We start from the raw sequence: 15,944 nt of genomic DNA, 5'->3' as shown, positions 1-15,944 counted from the left end.
CCCGCCATGCTCACAATTCTCAAGCAAGAAAGCTTTCTGCTGCTGGCAGTCATCGCCGCGTGCGTTGCCTATCCCCTGGAACACTGGCTGCTGCACAGCGGCCAGATCGTCGCGCTGCTCGGCGGTCTGGTGCTGATCGCCTTCATCGTCGCAGCCTCGATGCGCGTCGCCCATCACGCCGAATTGCTCGCGGAAAAGGTTGGCGACCCTTACGGCACGATGATCCTCACGCTTGCGGCCGTGCTGGTCGAAGTGGTGATTCTCGCGATCATGATGAGCAACGAAGCGTCGCCCACGTTGGTGCGCGACACGATCTATTCTGCCGTGATGCTCGACATCAACGGCATCCTCGGCCTCGCCGCACTGATGGGCGGGATCAAACATGGCGAGCAGTCCTACAACGACGATTCCGCGCGCAGCTACAGCGTGATGATCCTTACCGCCATGGGGGTGTCGATGGTGGTGCCGGAGTTTATTCCCGAGGCCAACTGGAAGATTTATTCGGCGTTCACCATCGGCGCGATGGTGGTGCTTTACGCGCTGTTTCTGCGCATGCAGGTCGGCCCGCACAGTTACTTTTTCAGCTACAGCTACCCGGACAAACGCCGCAAGAAAGAACCGCAGGACGCGCAGACGAATGCGCCGAGCATCGGCCTGTCGATCGGCATTCTGGTGTTTGGCATTGTGGTGATCGGCGCACTGGCCGAAGTGATGTCGAAGACCCTCGATCTGGGCCTGGAAGGCACGGGCGCGCCGCCGGTGATCACGGCGATTCTGGTGGCGGCGATTTCAGCAGCGCCGGAGATTTTGACCGCGTTGCGCGCAGCGTTGGCCAACCGCATGCAGTCGGTGGTGAACATTGCGATGGGCGCGTCACTGTCGACGGTGATTTTGACGGTGCCGGTGATGGAAGCGATGGCGCTGTATACCGGCCAGCCGTTTCAGATGGCGATGACGCCAGTGCAGACGGTGATGATCTTCATCACGCTGATCGTCAGCGCGATCAACCTCAATGACGGCGAGACCAATGCCATCGAAGGCATGACGCACTTCGTGCTGTTTGCGACGTTCATCATGTTGTCCCTGCTCGGTCTCTGATGATTGATCGTTCCCACGCTCCGCGTGGGAACGCCGCCATGGACGCTCTGCGTCCGCCGCTGGGACGCGGAGCGTCCCGAGATGCATTTCCACGCAGAGCGTGGGAACGATCATATGGGGAGGGGATCAGGTACCTGCGATCAACTGGCGAGCCGCCTGGCTGTGATCGGCAATCAGGCCTTTCAGATCAAGACCCTCAACCTGGCCATCGACCACGCGCCACTTGCCGCCAATCATCACCCGATCCGCACGATCGGCACCGCACAACAGCAACGCCGAAATCGGGTCATGGCTACCGGAGAAGCGCAGTTCATCGAGCTTGAACAACGCCAGATCCGCCTGCTTGCCCACCGCCAACTCACCAATGTCGGTGCGCCCCAACAGACTCGCCGAACCTTTGGTCGCCCAGCCCAGCACGCGTTCCGGGGTGATCTTCTCGGCGCCGTAACGCAGGCGCTGGATGTACAGCGCCTGACGCGCTTCGAGAATCATGTTCGACGCATCGTTGGACGCCGAACCATCGACGCCCAGACCAAACAGCGCACCGGCGTCAGTCAGATCGATACTCGGGCAGATGCCGGAGGCCAGACGCATGTTCGAACTCGGGCAATGGCAGATACCGGTACCGGCCTGACCGAGGCGGGCGATTTCGTCCGGGTTGAAGTGAATGCCGTGGGCCAGCCAGGTGCGCGGGCCGAGCCAGCCGACGCTGTCGAGATAATCGACGGTGCGCAGGCCGAAACGCTGCAGGCAGAAATCTTCTTCGTCGAGGGTTTCGGCCAAGTGGGTGTGCAGACGCACGTCGAGCGTGTTCGCCAGTTCGGCGCTGGCCGACATGATTTCCGGGGTCACCGAGAACGGCGAGCACGGCGCCAAAGCGATCTGGATCTGCGCGCCGTCGCCACGCTCGTGGTACTCGTGAATCAGGCGCTGACTGTCGTCGAGAATCACCTGACCTTCCTGCACGGTCTGCTGCGGCGGCAGGCCACCGTCCTTCTCGCCGAGGCTCATCGAACCGCGGGTGAGCATGGCGCGCATGCCCAGTTCGCGAACGCTTTCGACTTGCACATCGATAGCGTTTTCCAGACCGTCCGGGAACAGGTAGTGATGGTCGGCAGCGGTGGTGCAGCCCGACAGCAACAGCTCGGCCAAAGCGACTTTGGTAGCGAGCGCGAGTTTCTCCGGCGTCAGGCGCGCCCACACCGGGTACAGGGTTTTCAGCCACGGGAACAGCGGCTGATTGACCACCGGCGCCCAGGCACGGGTGAGGGTTTGATAGAAGTGATGGTGGGTGTTGATCAGGCCCGGCAGGATCACATGTTCACGGGCGTCGAACACTGCATTGCACGGCGCCGACGGCTGTTGGCCAGCGGCGAGGACTTCGACAATGACACCGTCTTGCACAACAAGACCGCCACGGGCATCGAGCTCGTTGGAGGTGAAAATGGCGAAGGGATTTTTTAACCAGGTACGGGTCGCGGGCATGTTGCCGGCTCCTCTGAAAATGGGGTTCAGGGTTGCCAGCTCAGTGATGCCCTGTCTGCTGATCCAGGGTCGCCGCGAGGACGAGGTGCGCAGTTTCAAACAAATCGCTGCATCGGGCAAGCCCGACCCGACAGGACAACACGGTCCCTTGTAGGAGTGAGCCTGCTCGCGATAGCGGTGTATCAGGCAATACTTTTGCTGAACGACACACCGCTATCGCGAGCAGGCTCACTCCTACAGGGGATTTGTATGCTTACCAGGGAATCGTTTCACCTTTGTAGTTGATGAAGTGATGCCCGCCCTTGCCGGTATACGCATTCACCTGATCGACCAAGCCTCGGGTGCTGGTATCCACGTCAAGGTCAGCCCCTTCGCCACCCATATCGGTCTTCACCCAACCCGGATGCAGCGACAACACTGTCATCTTCTGCTCACCCAGTTGCGTGATAAAACTGTTGGTCATCGAATTCAGCGCAGCCTTGCTCGCCTTGTACAGCGCCAACTCCGGTGCGTCCGGCACTGTCACGCTACCCAACCCGGAACTCATGAACGCCAGCACGCCGCTGCCATCGCGGATCTGCCCGACAAACCGCTGGGCCAGATTGATCGGTGCCACCGCGTTGGTGAAAAACAGCTGACCGACCTCAGCCAGTGTCGCGCCGCCCGGGGTCTGGTCCGCCGGGCCTTTGACCCCGGCGTTGACGAACATCAGGTCAAACGTTTCGCCCTTGAGCTGCTGACTCAGGGCGATCACCGCTTGCTGGTCATCCATGTCGAGCTTCTCGATCCGCACCTTGCCCAGCGCTTGCAGCGCCTCGGCGTTTTGCGGATTGCGCACGGTGGCGGTGACTTGCCAGCCGTCGGCCAGCAGGGTTTTCACCAGACCAAGGCCGAGGCCTCGGGAGGCGCCGATGATCAGTGCGTTTTTTGCAGACATGATGGGCTTCCTTGATGAATGAGGATCATGGATTCAATGGACAGGCCTGACCGAGGCGAAGTTGCAACTCTTGCCGCAGCGTGTCGAGTTCGCGCATACGGGTTTCGATCAGTTGCAGTTTGTCGCGCAGCAACTGCGCCACGGCGTTGTCCGGGTTGGGGGCGTTCCACAGCGCGGCAACGCTGTCACTGATCTCGCCGAGGGTAAATCCCAGGCGTTGCGCGGTTTTGATATAGAGCACCAGTTGCACCATGTCTGGCGGATAGTCGCGGTAACCGTTGGCACGGCGTTGCGCGGCAATCAGCCCGCGCTGCTCGTAGAAGCGCAGCGTGTCACGACTGACGGCGCAGGCCTGGGCTAATTCACCGATACGCATGCGGGCTCTCAAAAAGGCTATTGACCCTGGAGCATACTCCAGGCTTTACCGTGCTTGCTCCCTGAATTTTGCGGAGCATGGATGATGTGGACTTCAACGCAGTATCGCAATGTGGTGCTTGGCAGTGCCTGGTATGACCTGATCGTCACGGTGGCATTTGCCACGCCGTGGAGTTTTGCCGCTTTGCATGGGTTTTTGACCGCACTGAATTTGCCCGGTGAACTGCCGGCGTTTGCGCCTGTGCACCTGTTGATGGCGAATCTGCTGGGCTCGGTGGTGTGCGTGTGGGCGGTGCTGCGGATTCGTGATCCGCAGGCGCTTTATGGACGGTATGACGCGGTGGGGCGGTTTTTGTTTGCTGCTTGGCAGGGGTATGCCTTGTTGCACGGCGCCAGTTCGATTCTGATTGTTTTCCTGATCTTCGAACTGGCGTGGGGCATTGCTCAGGTGTTGCCTGTCAGTAAGTCTTCGCGAGCAGGCTCGCTCCCACAGGGAATCTGAGTGAACTCGGTCAAATGTGGGAGCGAGCCTGCTCGCGAAGAGGCCCGCCCAAACAATAATTAATGCCCCGCCTGCCAAGGCTGCCCAAGCGAAACCGGCGCATACAACCGCGTGCGCAGCGCATCCCGCGACAACAGCACCAGCACCACAATCGTCGCCACATACGGCAGCATCGCCAGCAGACTCGACGGAATCGCCAGCCCCAACCCCTGCGCCACCAAGTGCAGGATGCTGGCGAGGCCGAACAAATAAGCCCCGAGCAACAACCGCCACACCCGCCAACTGGCAAACACCACCAGCGCCAGGGCGATCCAGCCACGCCCGGCGGTCATGTTTTCCGCCCACATTGGCGTGTACGCCAGCGACAAATACGCTCCGGCCAGCCCGGCCATCGCCCCGCCAAACAGCACCGCCAACGTGCGCACGGTCAACACCGGCAACCCCATCGCACTGGCCGCATCCGGATTCTCGCCGACCGCTTGAATGATCAACCCGACACGACTTTTGATAATCACCCACGCCACCAGCGCAAACAGCGCGAACGACAGGTACACCAGCAAATCCTGAGCAAACAGCATCCGCCCGATCAGCGGAATCTCACTCAGATAAGGGATCGCCAACGGCTCAAAACCGGCCAGTGGTTTACCGACCCAAGCTGCGCCGACAAAGGTCGACAGCCCGACACCGAAAATCGTCAGTGCCAATCCGGTCGCTACCTGATTGGCGTTGAACACCAACGCCACTAGCGCAAACAGCGACGACAACAACATCCCGGCCAGCATCGCCAACAACACGCCAAGCCACAGGTTGCCGCTGTTGAGCGCGACGATAAAACCGATCACCGCGCCAAACAGCATCATCCCTTCCTGCCCGAGGTTGAGCACGCCGCTCTTCTCGCAGATCAATTCCCCCAGCGCCACCAGCAACAACGGCGTGCCGCAACGCACCATGGCGTAGAAAATATTGCTCAACAGATCGATATCCATCACAGCGCTCCGGCGGTTACGGCAGTGGTCGAAGTGCGCTTCACCCAACGCAGGTTCAGGCGTGGCCGATAGAGAATCAGCACGTCACTGGCGAGCAGGAAAAACAGCATCATTCCCTGAAACAACTGGGTGATCGCCTGCGGCAGATTCAGGGTCATCTGCGCGCTCTCGCCGCCGATATACAGCAGCGCCATCAACAGGCTGGAAAACAGAATCCCGATCGGATTGAGGCGTCCGAGAAACGCCACGGTGATTGCCGCGTAGCCGTATCCCGGCGACACCTGCGGCACCAATTGGCCAATTGGTCCGGTGACCTCGCAGACACCTGCCAGCCCGGCCAAGCCGCCGCTGATCAACAGCGCCAGCCAGATCAAACGCTTCTCGCGAAAGCCGACGAACCCCGCCGCGCGCTTGTCCAGCCCGAGCACTTTGATCTGGAAACCGACAAAGCTTTTCTGCAACAACACCCACACCGCGACCAGTGCGAGCAGGGCGAAATACACCCCGGCGTGCACGCGGCCATCCTCCATCAGCAGCGGCAAACGACTGGCGTCGCCAAACATCGCCGATTCGGGAAAGTTGAAGCCGGCCGGATCTTTCAGCGGCCCGTGCACGCAGAACAGCAGCAGGTTCAGCGCGATGTAATTGAGCATGATGCTGGTGAGGATTTCGTTGGCGTTGAAGCGTGTGCGCAACCACGCGGTCAGCCCGGCCCACGCCGCGCCGGCGAGGGTGCCGGTGAGCAGAATCAACACCAGCGCCCAACGGCTTTGCATGTCGATGATGTTCACCGCCAAAGCGCTGCCGGCGAGAGCGCCGAGGAGCAATTGACCTTCGGCGCCGATGTTCCAGATTCGCGCCTGATAGGCCACTGCCAAGCCCAGTGCGCAGAGCAGAATCGGCAGCGCCTTGACCAACAATTCAGAGACGCCATACAAATCGCTGACCGGTGCGATCAGCAGCGTGTGCAAGGTTTGCAGCGGGTCGTGGCCGAGGGCGATAAACAGCAGCGAGCCGCAACCGAGCGTCAGCGCCGCCGCCAATAACGGCGAACACCACAGCATCAGGCGCGATTGCTGGCCACGGGGTTCGAGGGAAAGCAGCATGTGTATAACTCCGTTAAACCGTGGCGGCAGAAGGTGGGTTGTCGAACTGGCCGGCCATCCAGCCGCCGACGTCGCTGAGTTGCGTATCGGTGGTGGTGTGCAGCGCCGACAGGCGTCCGCCACACAAGGCGCCGAGGCGGTCGCTGATCTGGAACAATTCGTCGAGGTCTTCGGAGATCACCAGAATCGCCGCGCCGGCATCGCGCAGCGCGATCAGCGCACGGTGAATGGTCGCGGCGGCGCCAACGTCGACGCCCCAGGTCGGGTGCGCGGCGATCAGCAGTTTCGGTTGCTGGAGGATTTCCCGGCCGAGGATGAATTTCTGCAGATTGCCGCCGGACAAACTGCGCGCGGCGGTTTGCGTGTCCGGGGTTTTCACGCCGAAGCGCTGAATGATCTGTTGGGCGAGGGCTTCGACTTTACCGCGCTGGATTAGCCCGTTGCTGACCAAGCCTTGTTGGAAAGCCGTCAGCAGGGCGTTGTCCGCCAGACTCAATTCCGGCACCGCGCCATGCCCGAGGCGTTCGGCGGGGACGAAAGCCAGGCCCAGTTTGCGGCGGGCATCCGGGCGCAAATCGGCGACGTGTTGCTCGGCAAATCGAATGGTCGCGGCTTGCGCCCGAGGCAAGGTTTGCTCGCCGCTGAGCAGGGCCAGCAACTCATCCTGGCCATTACCAGCGACCCCGGCGATGCCGACAATTTCGCCGCTGCGCACTTGCACATCAATGTCAGTCAGCGAGCAGCCGAACGGATCCGGGTTGTGCCAACTCAAGCCCTTCACCCGCAAAAACGCCGCGCCGCCGCTGACCTTCGGATAGTCGCCAATCAACGCCGCCGCTTCGCCGACCATCATCTGCGCCAATTGCTGATCCGAGCACTCCGCTGGCAGGCAATGCCCGGCCACGCGCCCACCGCGCAGAACCGTCGCGCTGTGGCACAACGCGCGCACTTCAGCGAGTTTGTGGCTGATAAACAGAATGCTGCAGCCTTCGGCGGCGAGGCGGCGCAGGGTGATGAACAATTCGTCGGCCTCTTGCGGCGTCAGCACCGAGGTCGGCTCGTCGAGAATCAGCAGGCGAATGTCCTGCATCAGGCAACGAATGATCTCCACCCGTTGCCGCTCGCCGATCGACAGGCTGTGGACAAGTCGCTCCGGCTCCAGCGCCATGCCATAACGACGCGACACTTCACGAATTTTCGGTTCCAGTTGTTTCGGCGTGCCGGCTGCTGCGCCCATCGCCAAAGCAATGTTTTGCGCCACGCTGAGGGTTTCGAATAGTGAGAAATGCTGGAATACCATACCAATCCCCAACTGCCGCGCCTGCGCCGGGTTGCGGATATTCACCGGCTGACCTTGCCAAAGCATCTCGCCGGTGTCGGCCTGGGTGACGCCGTAGATGATCTTCATCAACGTACTTTTGCCCGCACCGTTTTCACCGAGCAGGGCGTGAATTTCACCGGGCGTGATGCTCAGGTCGATGGCATCGTTGGCCAGACAACCGGGGTAGCGTTTGCTGATGTGGCGCAGTTGCAGGCGCGGGGTGTTGGAAGCAATTGGCATGACAGGCTCGACTTGCTTGGAGTTGTGCCTGTGGATAAAGCAATTTCCTGGCCATTGAGTCAGGAACGCGAGCGGGCCGCGTGTGGCAGCACTCGGTATAGAGCATTGAAGGCCGAATCACGTACGACGATGGCACCAATTCAGAGCAGAGCCGTTGCTCGGGCGCCAGTTTTGCCCGTCGCGATATGATCAAAAAACGAGCAATCCCTTGGGGGCTAGATGGATCCAGCGACTGCGCCAGCCATGAACGGGTTATCCACAGCTTGTTCCACAGTTATTGTGCGCAAGCTGCAAACCCGGGCATAAGCACTGCGGTGCTTTCTTCTAATGGTGATAAACCGCGCTAACTGACTGTTTCTGTTTGAAATTATCGTTTCGTCGAGTGAATTGAACGAAAAGTGAACAAACCGCGCAAAGCCACGTGACAGAAGGGTTACAGCGGAATGTACTCAGGTTATCCACAGTCGGGTGCACAGCCGATGTGGGCAACTCTGTGGAATAAGGAAATTCGGGATCGCCCCAAAAGATCGCAGCCTTCGGCAGCTCCAACAGGGGAGCGCATTTCAAATGTAGGAGCTGCGGAACGCTCGGGCCGCGATCGGACGATCTTTTGATCTTTTATCGTTGAAGCAAAATCCGCCCACGGCTCAAATCAGCTAGCTGGGTTTGCAAGACATCGATCTGCGCCTCACCCACCGCCAACTTCAACTCAACGCCGTTTGCCGTGAAGTTTTCTTCGACAACCAATCCACCCAGATCGGCCAGCCGCAACTTCACCAGCGCCAACTCGGCAAACCCGCAAGCACAGCTCAACGGCACCCGGCTGAACAATTCGATTTTGGCCGCCGTCTGCAGGCACTTGTTCGCCCCCCCGCCATACGCCCGGGCCAAACCACCCGTGCCGAGTTGAATGCCGCCGTACCAACGAATCACCAGCACTGCGACCTGGTCGCAATCCTGCGCTTCAATCGCCGCCAGAATCGGGCGCCCGGCCGTGCCGCCCGGTTCGCCGTCGTCATTGCTGCGGTATTGATCGCCGAGTTTCCACGCCCAGCAATTGTGCGAGGCGTTCAGATCGCTGTACTGCTCGAAAAACGCCTGCGCGTCGGCAGGGCTGCCGATCGGCGTGGCGAAGGTGTTAAAGCGGCTTTTGCGAATCTCTTCGCGGTACTCGCAAAAACCGCTGAGGGTGAAAGGCATAAACGTCTTATAGAGGAGGAGTGAGGCCGCAGCCTTTGAGAATGATGCGGATCAGGTTGTTGCCGGCGTCTTCCATGTCCTGCTTGGTCAACTTGCTGCGACCACTGACGCGGCAGATCTGCGTGGCGAAGTCGGCATAATGCTGAGTGCTGCCCCACAACAGGAAGATCAAGTGCACCGGATCGACCGGGTCCATTTTGCCCGCATCGATCCACGCTTGAAATACCGCCGCGCGGCCAGTGAACCAGGCGCGATAATCCTGATTGAAATATTCGCTGAGGCATTCGCCGCCGCTGATCACTTCCATCGCAAAGATCCGCGAGGCCTGTGGCTGGCGGCGAGAGAATTCCATCTTGGCGCGAATATAACGAGTCAGTGCTTCGGCCGGATCGTCCTCGGCGGTGAGGGTGTTGAAGGTGCTGTCCCACAACTCGATGATGTTGCTCAGCACCGCCACGTACAAGCCAAGCTTGTTGGTGAAGTAGTAATGCAGGTTCGCCTTGGGCAACCCGGCATTCTGCGCGATGGTGTTCATGCTGGTGCCTTTGTACCCGTGACGGGCGAACTCGTCTTCGGCGGCTTTGAGGATGGTCTCTTCGTTCTTCTGACGAATGCGGCTGGCGGGTTTGCCGCCATGGGCAGGGACTTCAAAGGTCATAGGCACTTCCGGGTTTGTCTGTGGGTGCAACCAGTTGCGTTGATAGCGCACCCACAGGCATCCGACAAGTCCTTGCGCGAAAAACCGTTACGCCTGTTCGATCTTGTTCAGCGGCGCGTGCGCTTCAGCGGCCTCGGTTTTTGACTCCGGCAGCAGCAGGCACAGGATGATTGCGGTCAGGCCGCCGCTGGTGATCGCCGAATCAAACAGGTTCTGCACCAGTTTCGGCAGCAGGTGTAGCAGGGTCGGTTGTGCGGCGATGCCCAGGCCGACGCCGAACGATGTGGCGATGATCAACATGCTGCGTCGATCCAGCGGCGACTGCGCGAGGATTCGCACACCGGCAGCCGCCACCGCGCCGAACATCACCAGGGTCGCGCCGCCGAGCACCGGTTTCGGAATCTGTTGCAGCACCGCGCCGATCATCGGGAACAAGCCGAGGCAAAACAGAATCGCGCCGATGTACAGCCCGACGTAGCGGCTGGCGACGCCGGTCAACTGAATCACGCCGTTGTTCTGCGCGAACGTGGTGTTGGGGAAGGCGCTGAAGGTCGCGGCGATCATGCAGCTGACGCCATCGCCGAGTACGCCACCGCGCAGGCGGCTTATATAGGAAGGGCCGCTGATCGGTTGGCGAGCGAGCATGCAATTGGCAGTGAGGTCGCCGACGGTTTCGATGGTGCTGATCAGATAAATCAGCGCGACCGGCAGGAACGCTGTCCAGTCGAAGCTGAAGCCAAACCTGAACGGTGTAGGAAAACTCACCAGCGGCAAGTCAGGCAATTGCTGCGGTACCAGTTTCCCACTGAACCACGCGGCCAGGCTGCCGAGCAGCAAACCGATGATGATTGCCGACAAGCGTACCCATGGCGTGTTCGAGCGGTTAAGCAGGATGATCGTCAGCAACACAAACACCCCCAGCGCCAGATTGCCCGGCGCACCGAAGTCCGGCGTATTGAAGCCTCCGCCCAGATCGGTAATGCCGACCTTGATCAGACTGATGCCTATCAGCGTGATGACGATTCCGGTCACCAACGGCGTGACCACGCGGCGCAATTGCCCGATAAAGCGGCTGAGGACGATTTGCACGATTGCGCCGAAAAAGCACACACCGAAAATCATCGCCAGAATGTCTTCCGGGCTGCCGCCGCGCTGCTTGACCAGAAAACCAGCGGAGAGCACCGCACCGAGAAAGGCGAAGCTGGTGCCCTGTAAGCAGATCATCCCTGCGCCGATCCCGAACGGCCGCCGCGCCTGAATAAAGGTGCCGACGCCCGAAACCATTAAGGCCATGCTGATCAGATAAGGCAAATGCGCAGTCAGCCCGAGGGCCGAGCCGATCACTAATGGTGGGGTGATGATGCCAACGAAACTGGCGAGCACGTGCTGCAGCGCGGCAAGAATTGCAGCGGCGGGTTTGGGGCGGTCGTTGAGGCCGTAGATCAGGTCGCTGGACGGTGCGGAATCTGGCTGCATGGCTTAAGGCTTCTTGTTGAAGGATCGGGTTGATCCTGCTCTGCAAAAAGCTGTCCACTTGCTCAGGTTATTTGCCGGATTTGTCGCCAGGGCCCAACGCTGGCGGGCCTCGGCGGATTTTCAACGCGTTGCCGCCAGACTCTCCAAAAAGCTTTCCAGCACCAAATGAGGGCGCCGCCCCTTGCGCGTGACCGATGCGAGGCTCAGGTCGTAGAAACGTGTTTGCGATTTCAGCGCACGCAAACGACCTTGCTGCACCCAGAGGCTGGCGTAGTGATCCGGCAGGTAACCGATGTAGCGTCCGGTCAAAATCAAAAACGCCATCCCTTCACGGTCGGAGGCGCTGGCGGTGCAATTGAGTGCCTGGTAATGCGCCTGAATCTCCGCCGGCAAACGAAAAGTCGGCGCAATCGCGTCCTGACTGTTCAGGCGCTCGTCATCGAGTTGCTTGTCATCGACATAAAACAGCGGGTGACCAACCGCGCAATAAAGCAGCGAACGCTCGCTGTACAACGGCTGATATTCGAGGCCCGACAACGCACTGGCCTGCGGTACCACGCCGACATGCAGACGCCCATCGAGCACGCCTTGCTCGACTTCATTGGGCGCAATCATGCGGATCTGGATCTGCACATCCGGCCCGCGTTCTTTCAATTGGGCGAGGGCGTGAGTGATGCGCATGTGGGGCAGGGTGACGAGGTTGTCGGTCAGGCCAATGATCAACTCACCCCGCAGATGCTGGTGCAGGCCGTTGACTTCGGTGCGAAAGCTTTCCAGTGCACTTAACAGTTGCAGTGCCGACTGATACACCTCGCGACCTTCCTCGGTCAGCGAAAAACCGGCTCGACCACGCTGACACAGACGCAAACCGAGGCGCTGCTCCAGATCGCTCATCTGTTGGCTGATCGCCGAGCGACCGATGCCGAGCACGGTTTCCGCTGCCGAGAAGCCGCCGCACTCCACCACACTGCGAAAAATCCGCAGCAAGCGGATATCAAAGTCACTGACCTGGGCCAGCGGATCGGGGCGACGGTTGCTCATCTTATTGTTCTCATTGTTTATCGAAGTTCTAACTGAAGGTTAGAAGAGTTGAATTTCACCGACTTTATCCGCGTGGCAATTTAGCTGCAACAACGCTTTTTATCTCCCTGACGCTTATGCCCTGCGAGGTTTTGCCCGATGAACATGCCTGAAAACGCGCCGTCGCCACTGGCCAGCCAACTGAAGCTGGATGCGCACTGGATGCCTTACACCGCCAACCGTAACTTCCAGCGCGACCCGCGTCTGATCGTTGGTGCTGAAGGCAGTTGGCTGATCGACGACAAAGGCCGCCGGGTATACGACTCGCTGTCCGGGCTGTGGACCTGCGGCGCCGGCCACACCCGCAAGGAAATTCAGGAAGCAGTCTCCAAGCAGTTGGGCACCCTCGATTACTCGCCGGGCTTCCAGTACGGTCATCCGCTGTCGTTCCAGCTGGCCGAGAAGATCACTGAGCTGACCCCAGGCAATCTCAACCACGTGTTCTTCACCGACTCGGGTTCCGAGTGCGCCGATACCGCCGTGAAAATGGTCCGTGCCTACTGGCGCCTGAAAGGTCAGGCGACCAAAACCAAAATGATCGGCCGTGCCCGTGGCTACCACGGCGTGAACATCGCCGGCACCAGCCTCGGCGGCGTCAACGGCAACCGTAAGCTGTTCGGTCAGGCGATGATGGATGTCGATCACCTGCCGCACACGCTGCTGGCGAGCAATGCCTTCTCCCGTGGCATGCCGGAGCAGGGCGGTATCGCCTTGGCCGATGAACTGCTGAAACTGATTGAGCTGCACGATGCTTCGAATATCGCCGCGGTATTCGTAGAGCCTATGGCCGGTTCCGCTGGTGTACTGGTTCCGCCACAGGGTTACCTGAAGCGTCTGCGCGAAATCTGCGATCAGCACAGCATCCTGTTGGTGTTCGACGAAGTGATCACCGGTTTCGGCCGCACCGGCAATATGTTCGGCGCCGACACCTTTGGTGTGACCCCGGATCTGATGTGTATCGCCAAGCAAGTCACCAACGGTGCGATCCCGATGGGCGCGGTGATTGCCAGCTCCGAGATCTACCAGACCTTCATGAATCAGCCGACTCCGGAATACGCCGTGGAATTCCCGCACGGTTACACCTACTCGGCACACCCGGTGGCTTGTGCCGCTGGCCTGGCGGCTCTCGACCTGCTGCAAAAGGAAAACCTGGTACAGAGCGTTGCAGACGTCGCACCGCATTTTGAAAACGCGCTGCACGGGCTGAAAGGTTCGAAGAACGTTATCGACATCCGTAACTTCGGTCTGGCCGGTGCGATCCAGATTGCCCCGCGTGACGGTGACGCCATCGTGCGTCCGTTCGAAGCGGGCATGGCCCTGTGGAAAGCCGGGTTCTACGTGCGCTTCGGCGGCGACACCCTGCAGTTCGGCCCAACCTTCAATAGCAAGCCGCAAGACCTCGATCGTCTGTTCGATGCGGTCGGCGAAGTGTTGAACAAGCTCGACTGATTTTTCCCTCTATATATAAGTACAAACAGCCGGCGCCCCTCGTGGGCCTCTGCGGACAAGAATTCAGGAGTTTTCGATGAGCGTTATCCCGCATTTGATCAATGGCGAACTGGTGACCGAGAACGGTCGCGCGGTAGATGTGTTCAACCCGTCTACCGGTCAGGCTATCCACAAGCTGCCACTGGCCAGCCAGGCCACCATCCAGAAAGCCATCGATGCCGCCAAGGCTGCGTTCCCGGCATGGCGCAACACGCCACCGGCCAAACGTGCTCAAGTGATGTTCCGCTTCAAGCAACTGCTGGAGCAGAACGAAGCGCGCATCTCGCAATTGATCAGCGAAGAACACGGCAAGACCCTGGAAGACGCCGCCGGTGAACTGAAGCGTGGCATCGAGAACGTCGAGTTCGCTTGCGCTGCTCCGGAAATCCTCAAGGGCGAGTACAGCCGCAACGTCGGCCCGAACATCGACGCATGGTCGGACTTTCAGCCGCTGGGCATTGTTGCCGGTATCACCCCATTCAACTTCCCGGCCATGGTGCCGCTGTGGATGTATCCACTGGCGATCGTCTGCGGTAACTGCTTCATCCTCAAACCGTCCGAGCGCGATCCAAGCTCGACACTGCTGATCGCACAGTTGCTGCTGGAAGCCGGTTTGCCGAAAGGCGTGATGAGCGTGGTGCACGGTGACAAGACTGCGGTGGACGCGCTGATCGAAGCGCCGGAAGTCAAAGCGCTGAGCTTCGTTGGTTCGACGCCGATTGCTGAATACATCTACGCCGAAGGCACCAAACGCGGCAAACGCGTTCAGGCACTGGGCGGCGCGAAGAACCACGCAGTGTTGATGCCGGATGCCGATCTGGACAACGCAGTCAGCGCACTGATGGGTGCGGCTTACGGTTCCTGCGGCGAGCGCTGCATGGCGATCTCGGTTGCCGTGTGTGTTGGCGATCAAGTGGCAGATGCGCTGGTGGCCAAACTGGTTCCACAGATCAAAGCGCTGAAAATCGGTGCCGGCACTTCGTGCGGTCTGGACATGGGCCCACTGGTAACCGGTCAGGCGCGCGACAAAGTCAGCGGTTACGTTGACGACGGCGTGGCGGCGGGCGCGACCCTGGTGGTCGACGGTCGTGGTTTCAGCGTGGCCGGTCATGAAGAAGGCTTCTTCCTCGGTGGCTGCCTGTTCGACAACGTCACCCCGGAAATGCGCATCTATAAAGAAGAGATCTTCGGCCCGGTTCTGTGCATCGTTCGCGTGAACAGCCTGGAAGAGGCGATGCAACTGATCAACGATCACGAATACGGCAACGGCACCTGCATTTTCACCCGTGACGGTGAAGCCGCGCGTCTGTTCTGCGACGAGATCGAAGTCGGCATGGTTGGCGTTAACGTACCGCTGCCGGTGCCGGTGGCTTATCACAGCTTCGGCGGCTGGAAGCGCTCGCTGTTCGGCGACCTGCACGCTTATGGTCCGGACGGAGTGCGCTTCTATACCCGTCGCAAGGCGATCACTCAGCGCTGGCCGCAGCGTGCCAGCCATGAGGCTTCGCAGTTCGCCTTCCCTAGCTTGTAAGTAGAAGGGCGATGCAACGAAGGCCGATCCCTTGGGGTCGGCCTTCGTGTTTTCGGGGTTTTTTGACCGATGTGACAGAATTATGAAAATAGGTGTTGACGGCGAATTTCAGATGTCTATAATTCGCCCCACTTCCGGCGCAGTCGAAACGGAAAACTCCTTGAGATTCAATGAGTTATGTAGGTTTCGGCGGTAAGTTGTTTCAGTTCATCGAAGCTAGAAGGAAGTTGAAAAAGAGGTGTTGACAGCAGCGTGTAACGCTGTAGAATTCGCCTCCCGCTGACGAGAGATCGGAAGCGCAAGTGGTTGAAGTTGTTGAAGAATTCTTCGAAAGCTTCTGAAAATAATCACTTGACAGCAAATGAGGCTGCTGTAGAATGCGCGCCTCGGTTGAGACGAAAGATCTTAACCAACCGCTCTTTAACAACTGAATCAAGCAATTCGTGTGGGTGCTTGTGGAG

At 59.7% G+C, this 15,944-nt stretch carries 14 protein-coding genes; 4 read left to right on the top strand and 10 right to left on the bottom strand.

The annotated features are described in order from the left end of the window. Positions 1-6 precede the first annotated feature (6 nt). Entirely contained in the window at positions 7-1,098 is a 1,092-nt protein-coding gene (locus AC0ZWN_RS27685) for a calcium:cation antiporter (RefSeq protein ID WP_099757917.1), read from the top strand. A gap of 126 nt (positions 1,099-1,224) precedes the next feature. Here the strand turns inward: AC0ZWN_RS27685 and AC0ZWN_RS27680 are convergent, their stop codons facing one another. The 3 genes from AC0ZWN_RS27680 to AC0ZWN_RS27670 form a co-directional block, all read right to left on the bottom strand. Then, on the bottom strand, positions 1,225-2,583 hold the full coding sequence (locus AC0ZWN_RS27680; RefSeq protein WP_476337530.1) for an 8-oxoguanine deaminase: 1,359 nt from the start codon (positions 2,581-2,583) through the stop codon (positions 1,225-1,227). Between the two features lie 253 nt (positions 2,584-2,836). Next, complete coding sequence (locus AC0ZWN_RS27675) at positions 2,837-3,523, bottom strand: SDR family oxidoreductase (protein ID WP_476337548.1); 687 nt, start codon at positions 3,521-3,523, stop codon at positions 2,837-2,839. A 22-nt stretch (positions 3,524-3,545) separates the two neighbouring features. After that, positions 3,546-3,896, bottom strand: a complete 351-nt coding sequence (locus AC0ZWN_RS27670) for a MerR family transcriptional regulator (protein WP_093430322.1) — start codon at positions 3,894-3,896, stop codon at positions 3,546-3,548. A gap of 84 nt (positions 3,897-3,980) precedes the next feature. On the opposite strand from AC0ZWN_RS27670, the gene AC0ZWN_RS27665 reads away from it, so the two are divergent. After that, a complete protein-coding gene (locus AC0ZWN_RS27665; protein ID WP_476337546.1) occupies positions 3,981-4,397 on the top strand; it encodes a hypothetical protein in 417 nt (138 codons plus the stop codon). Positions 4,398-4,456: 59 nt separating this feature from the next. On the opposite strand, the gene AC0ZWN_RS27660 is transcribed toward AC0ZWN_RS27665, so the two are convergent. From AC0ZWN_RS27660 to AC0ZWN_RS27630, 7 genes are all read right to left on the bottom strand, one after another. Further along, positions 4,457-5,383 (bottom strand): ABC transporter permease, encoded by a 927-nt coding sequence (locus tag AC0ZWN_RS27660; RefSeq protein WP_064118442.1) that lies wholly within the window; start codon positions 5,381-5,383, stop codon positions 4,457-4,459. Continuing rightward, entirely contained in the window at positions 5,383-6,489 is a 1,107-nt protein-coding gene (locus tag AC0ZWN_RS27655) for an ABC transporter permease (protein ID WP_460410153.1), read from the bottom strand. The genes AC0ZWN_RS27660 and AC0ZWN_RS27655 overlap by 1 nt, the downstream gene beginning before the upstream one ends. A 13-nt stretch (positions 6,490-6,502) precedes the next feature. Next, positions 6,503-8,050, bottom strand: coding sequence for an ABC transporter ATP-binding protein (locus AC0ZWN_RS27650; RefSeq protein WP_476337527.1), 1,548 nt, complete (start codon positions 8,048-8,050; stop codon positions 6,503-6,505). 618 nt (positions 8,051-8,668) lie between these two features. Next, complete coding sequence (locus AC0ZWN_RS27645) at positions 8,669-9,250, bottom strand: IMPACT family protein (protein ID WP_476337525.1); 582 nt, start codon at positions 9,248-9,250, stop codon at positions 8,669-8,671. A gap of 7 nt (positions 9,251-9,257) precedes the next feature. After that, a complete protein-coding gene (locus tag AC0ZWN_RS27640) occupies positions 9,258-9,908 on the bottom strand; it encodes a TetR/AcrR family transcriptional regulator (protein ID WP_038360732.1) in 651 nt (216 codons plus the stop codon). Positions 9,909-9,995: 87 nt separating this feature from the next. After that, positions 9,996-11,384 carry a uracil-xanthine permease family protein gene (locus tag AC0ZWN_RS27635; protein WP_476337523.1) on the bottom strand — a complete coding sequence of 463 codons (1,389 nt, stop codon included), beginning with the start codon at positions 11,382-11,384 and terminating at the stop codon, positions 9,996-9,998. Between the two features lie 120 nt (positions 11,385-11,504). Beyond that, positions 11,505-12,425: a LysR family transcriptional regulator gene (locus tag AC0ZWN_RS27630; protein ID WP_476337521.1), complete on the bottom strand. Its 921-nt coding sequence runs from the start codon at positions 12,423-12,425 to the stop codon at positions 11,505-11,507. 138 nt (positions 12,426-12,563) lie between these two features. Here AC0ZWN_RS27630 and aptA point away from each other — a divergent pair, with 138 nt between their 5' ends. Together aptA and AC0ZWN_RS27620 are read left to right on the top strand one after the other, a co-directional pair. Beyond that, positions 12,564-13,913: an omega-aminotransferase AptA gene (gene aptA, locus AC0ZWN_RS27625; RefSeq protein WP_093430337.1), complete on the top strand. Its 1,350-nt coding sequence runs from the start codon at positions 12,564-12,566 to the stop codon at positions 13,911-13,913. A 76-nt stretch (positions 13,914-13,989) separates the two neighbouring features. Beyond that, positions 13,990-15,483, top strand: a complete 1,494-nt coding sequence (locus AC0ZWN_RS27620) for a CoA-acylating methylmalonate-semialdehyde dehydrogenase (RefSeq protein ID WP_064118435.1) — start codon at positions 13,990-13,992, stop codon at positions 15,481-15,483. Positions 15,484-15,944: the final 461 nt, after the last annotated feature.

The organism is Pseudomonas sp. 3B-A001-10F (genome assembly GCF_056313565.1).
This window is presented reverse-complemented; position numbering and strand designations above follow the sequence as displayed.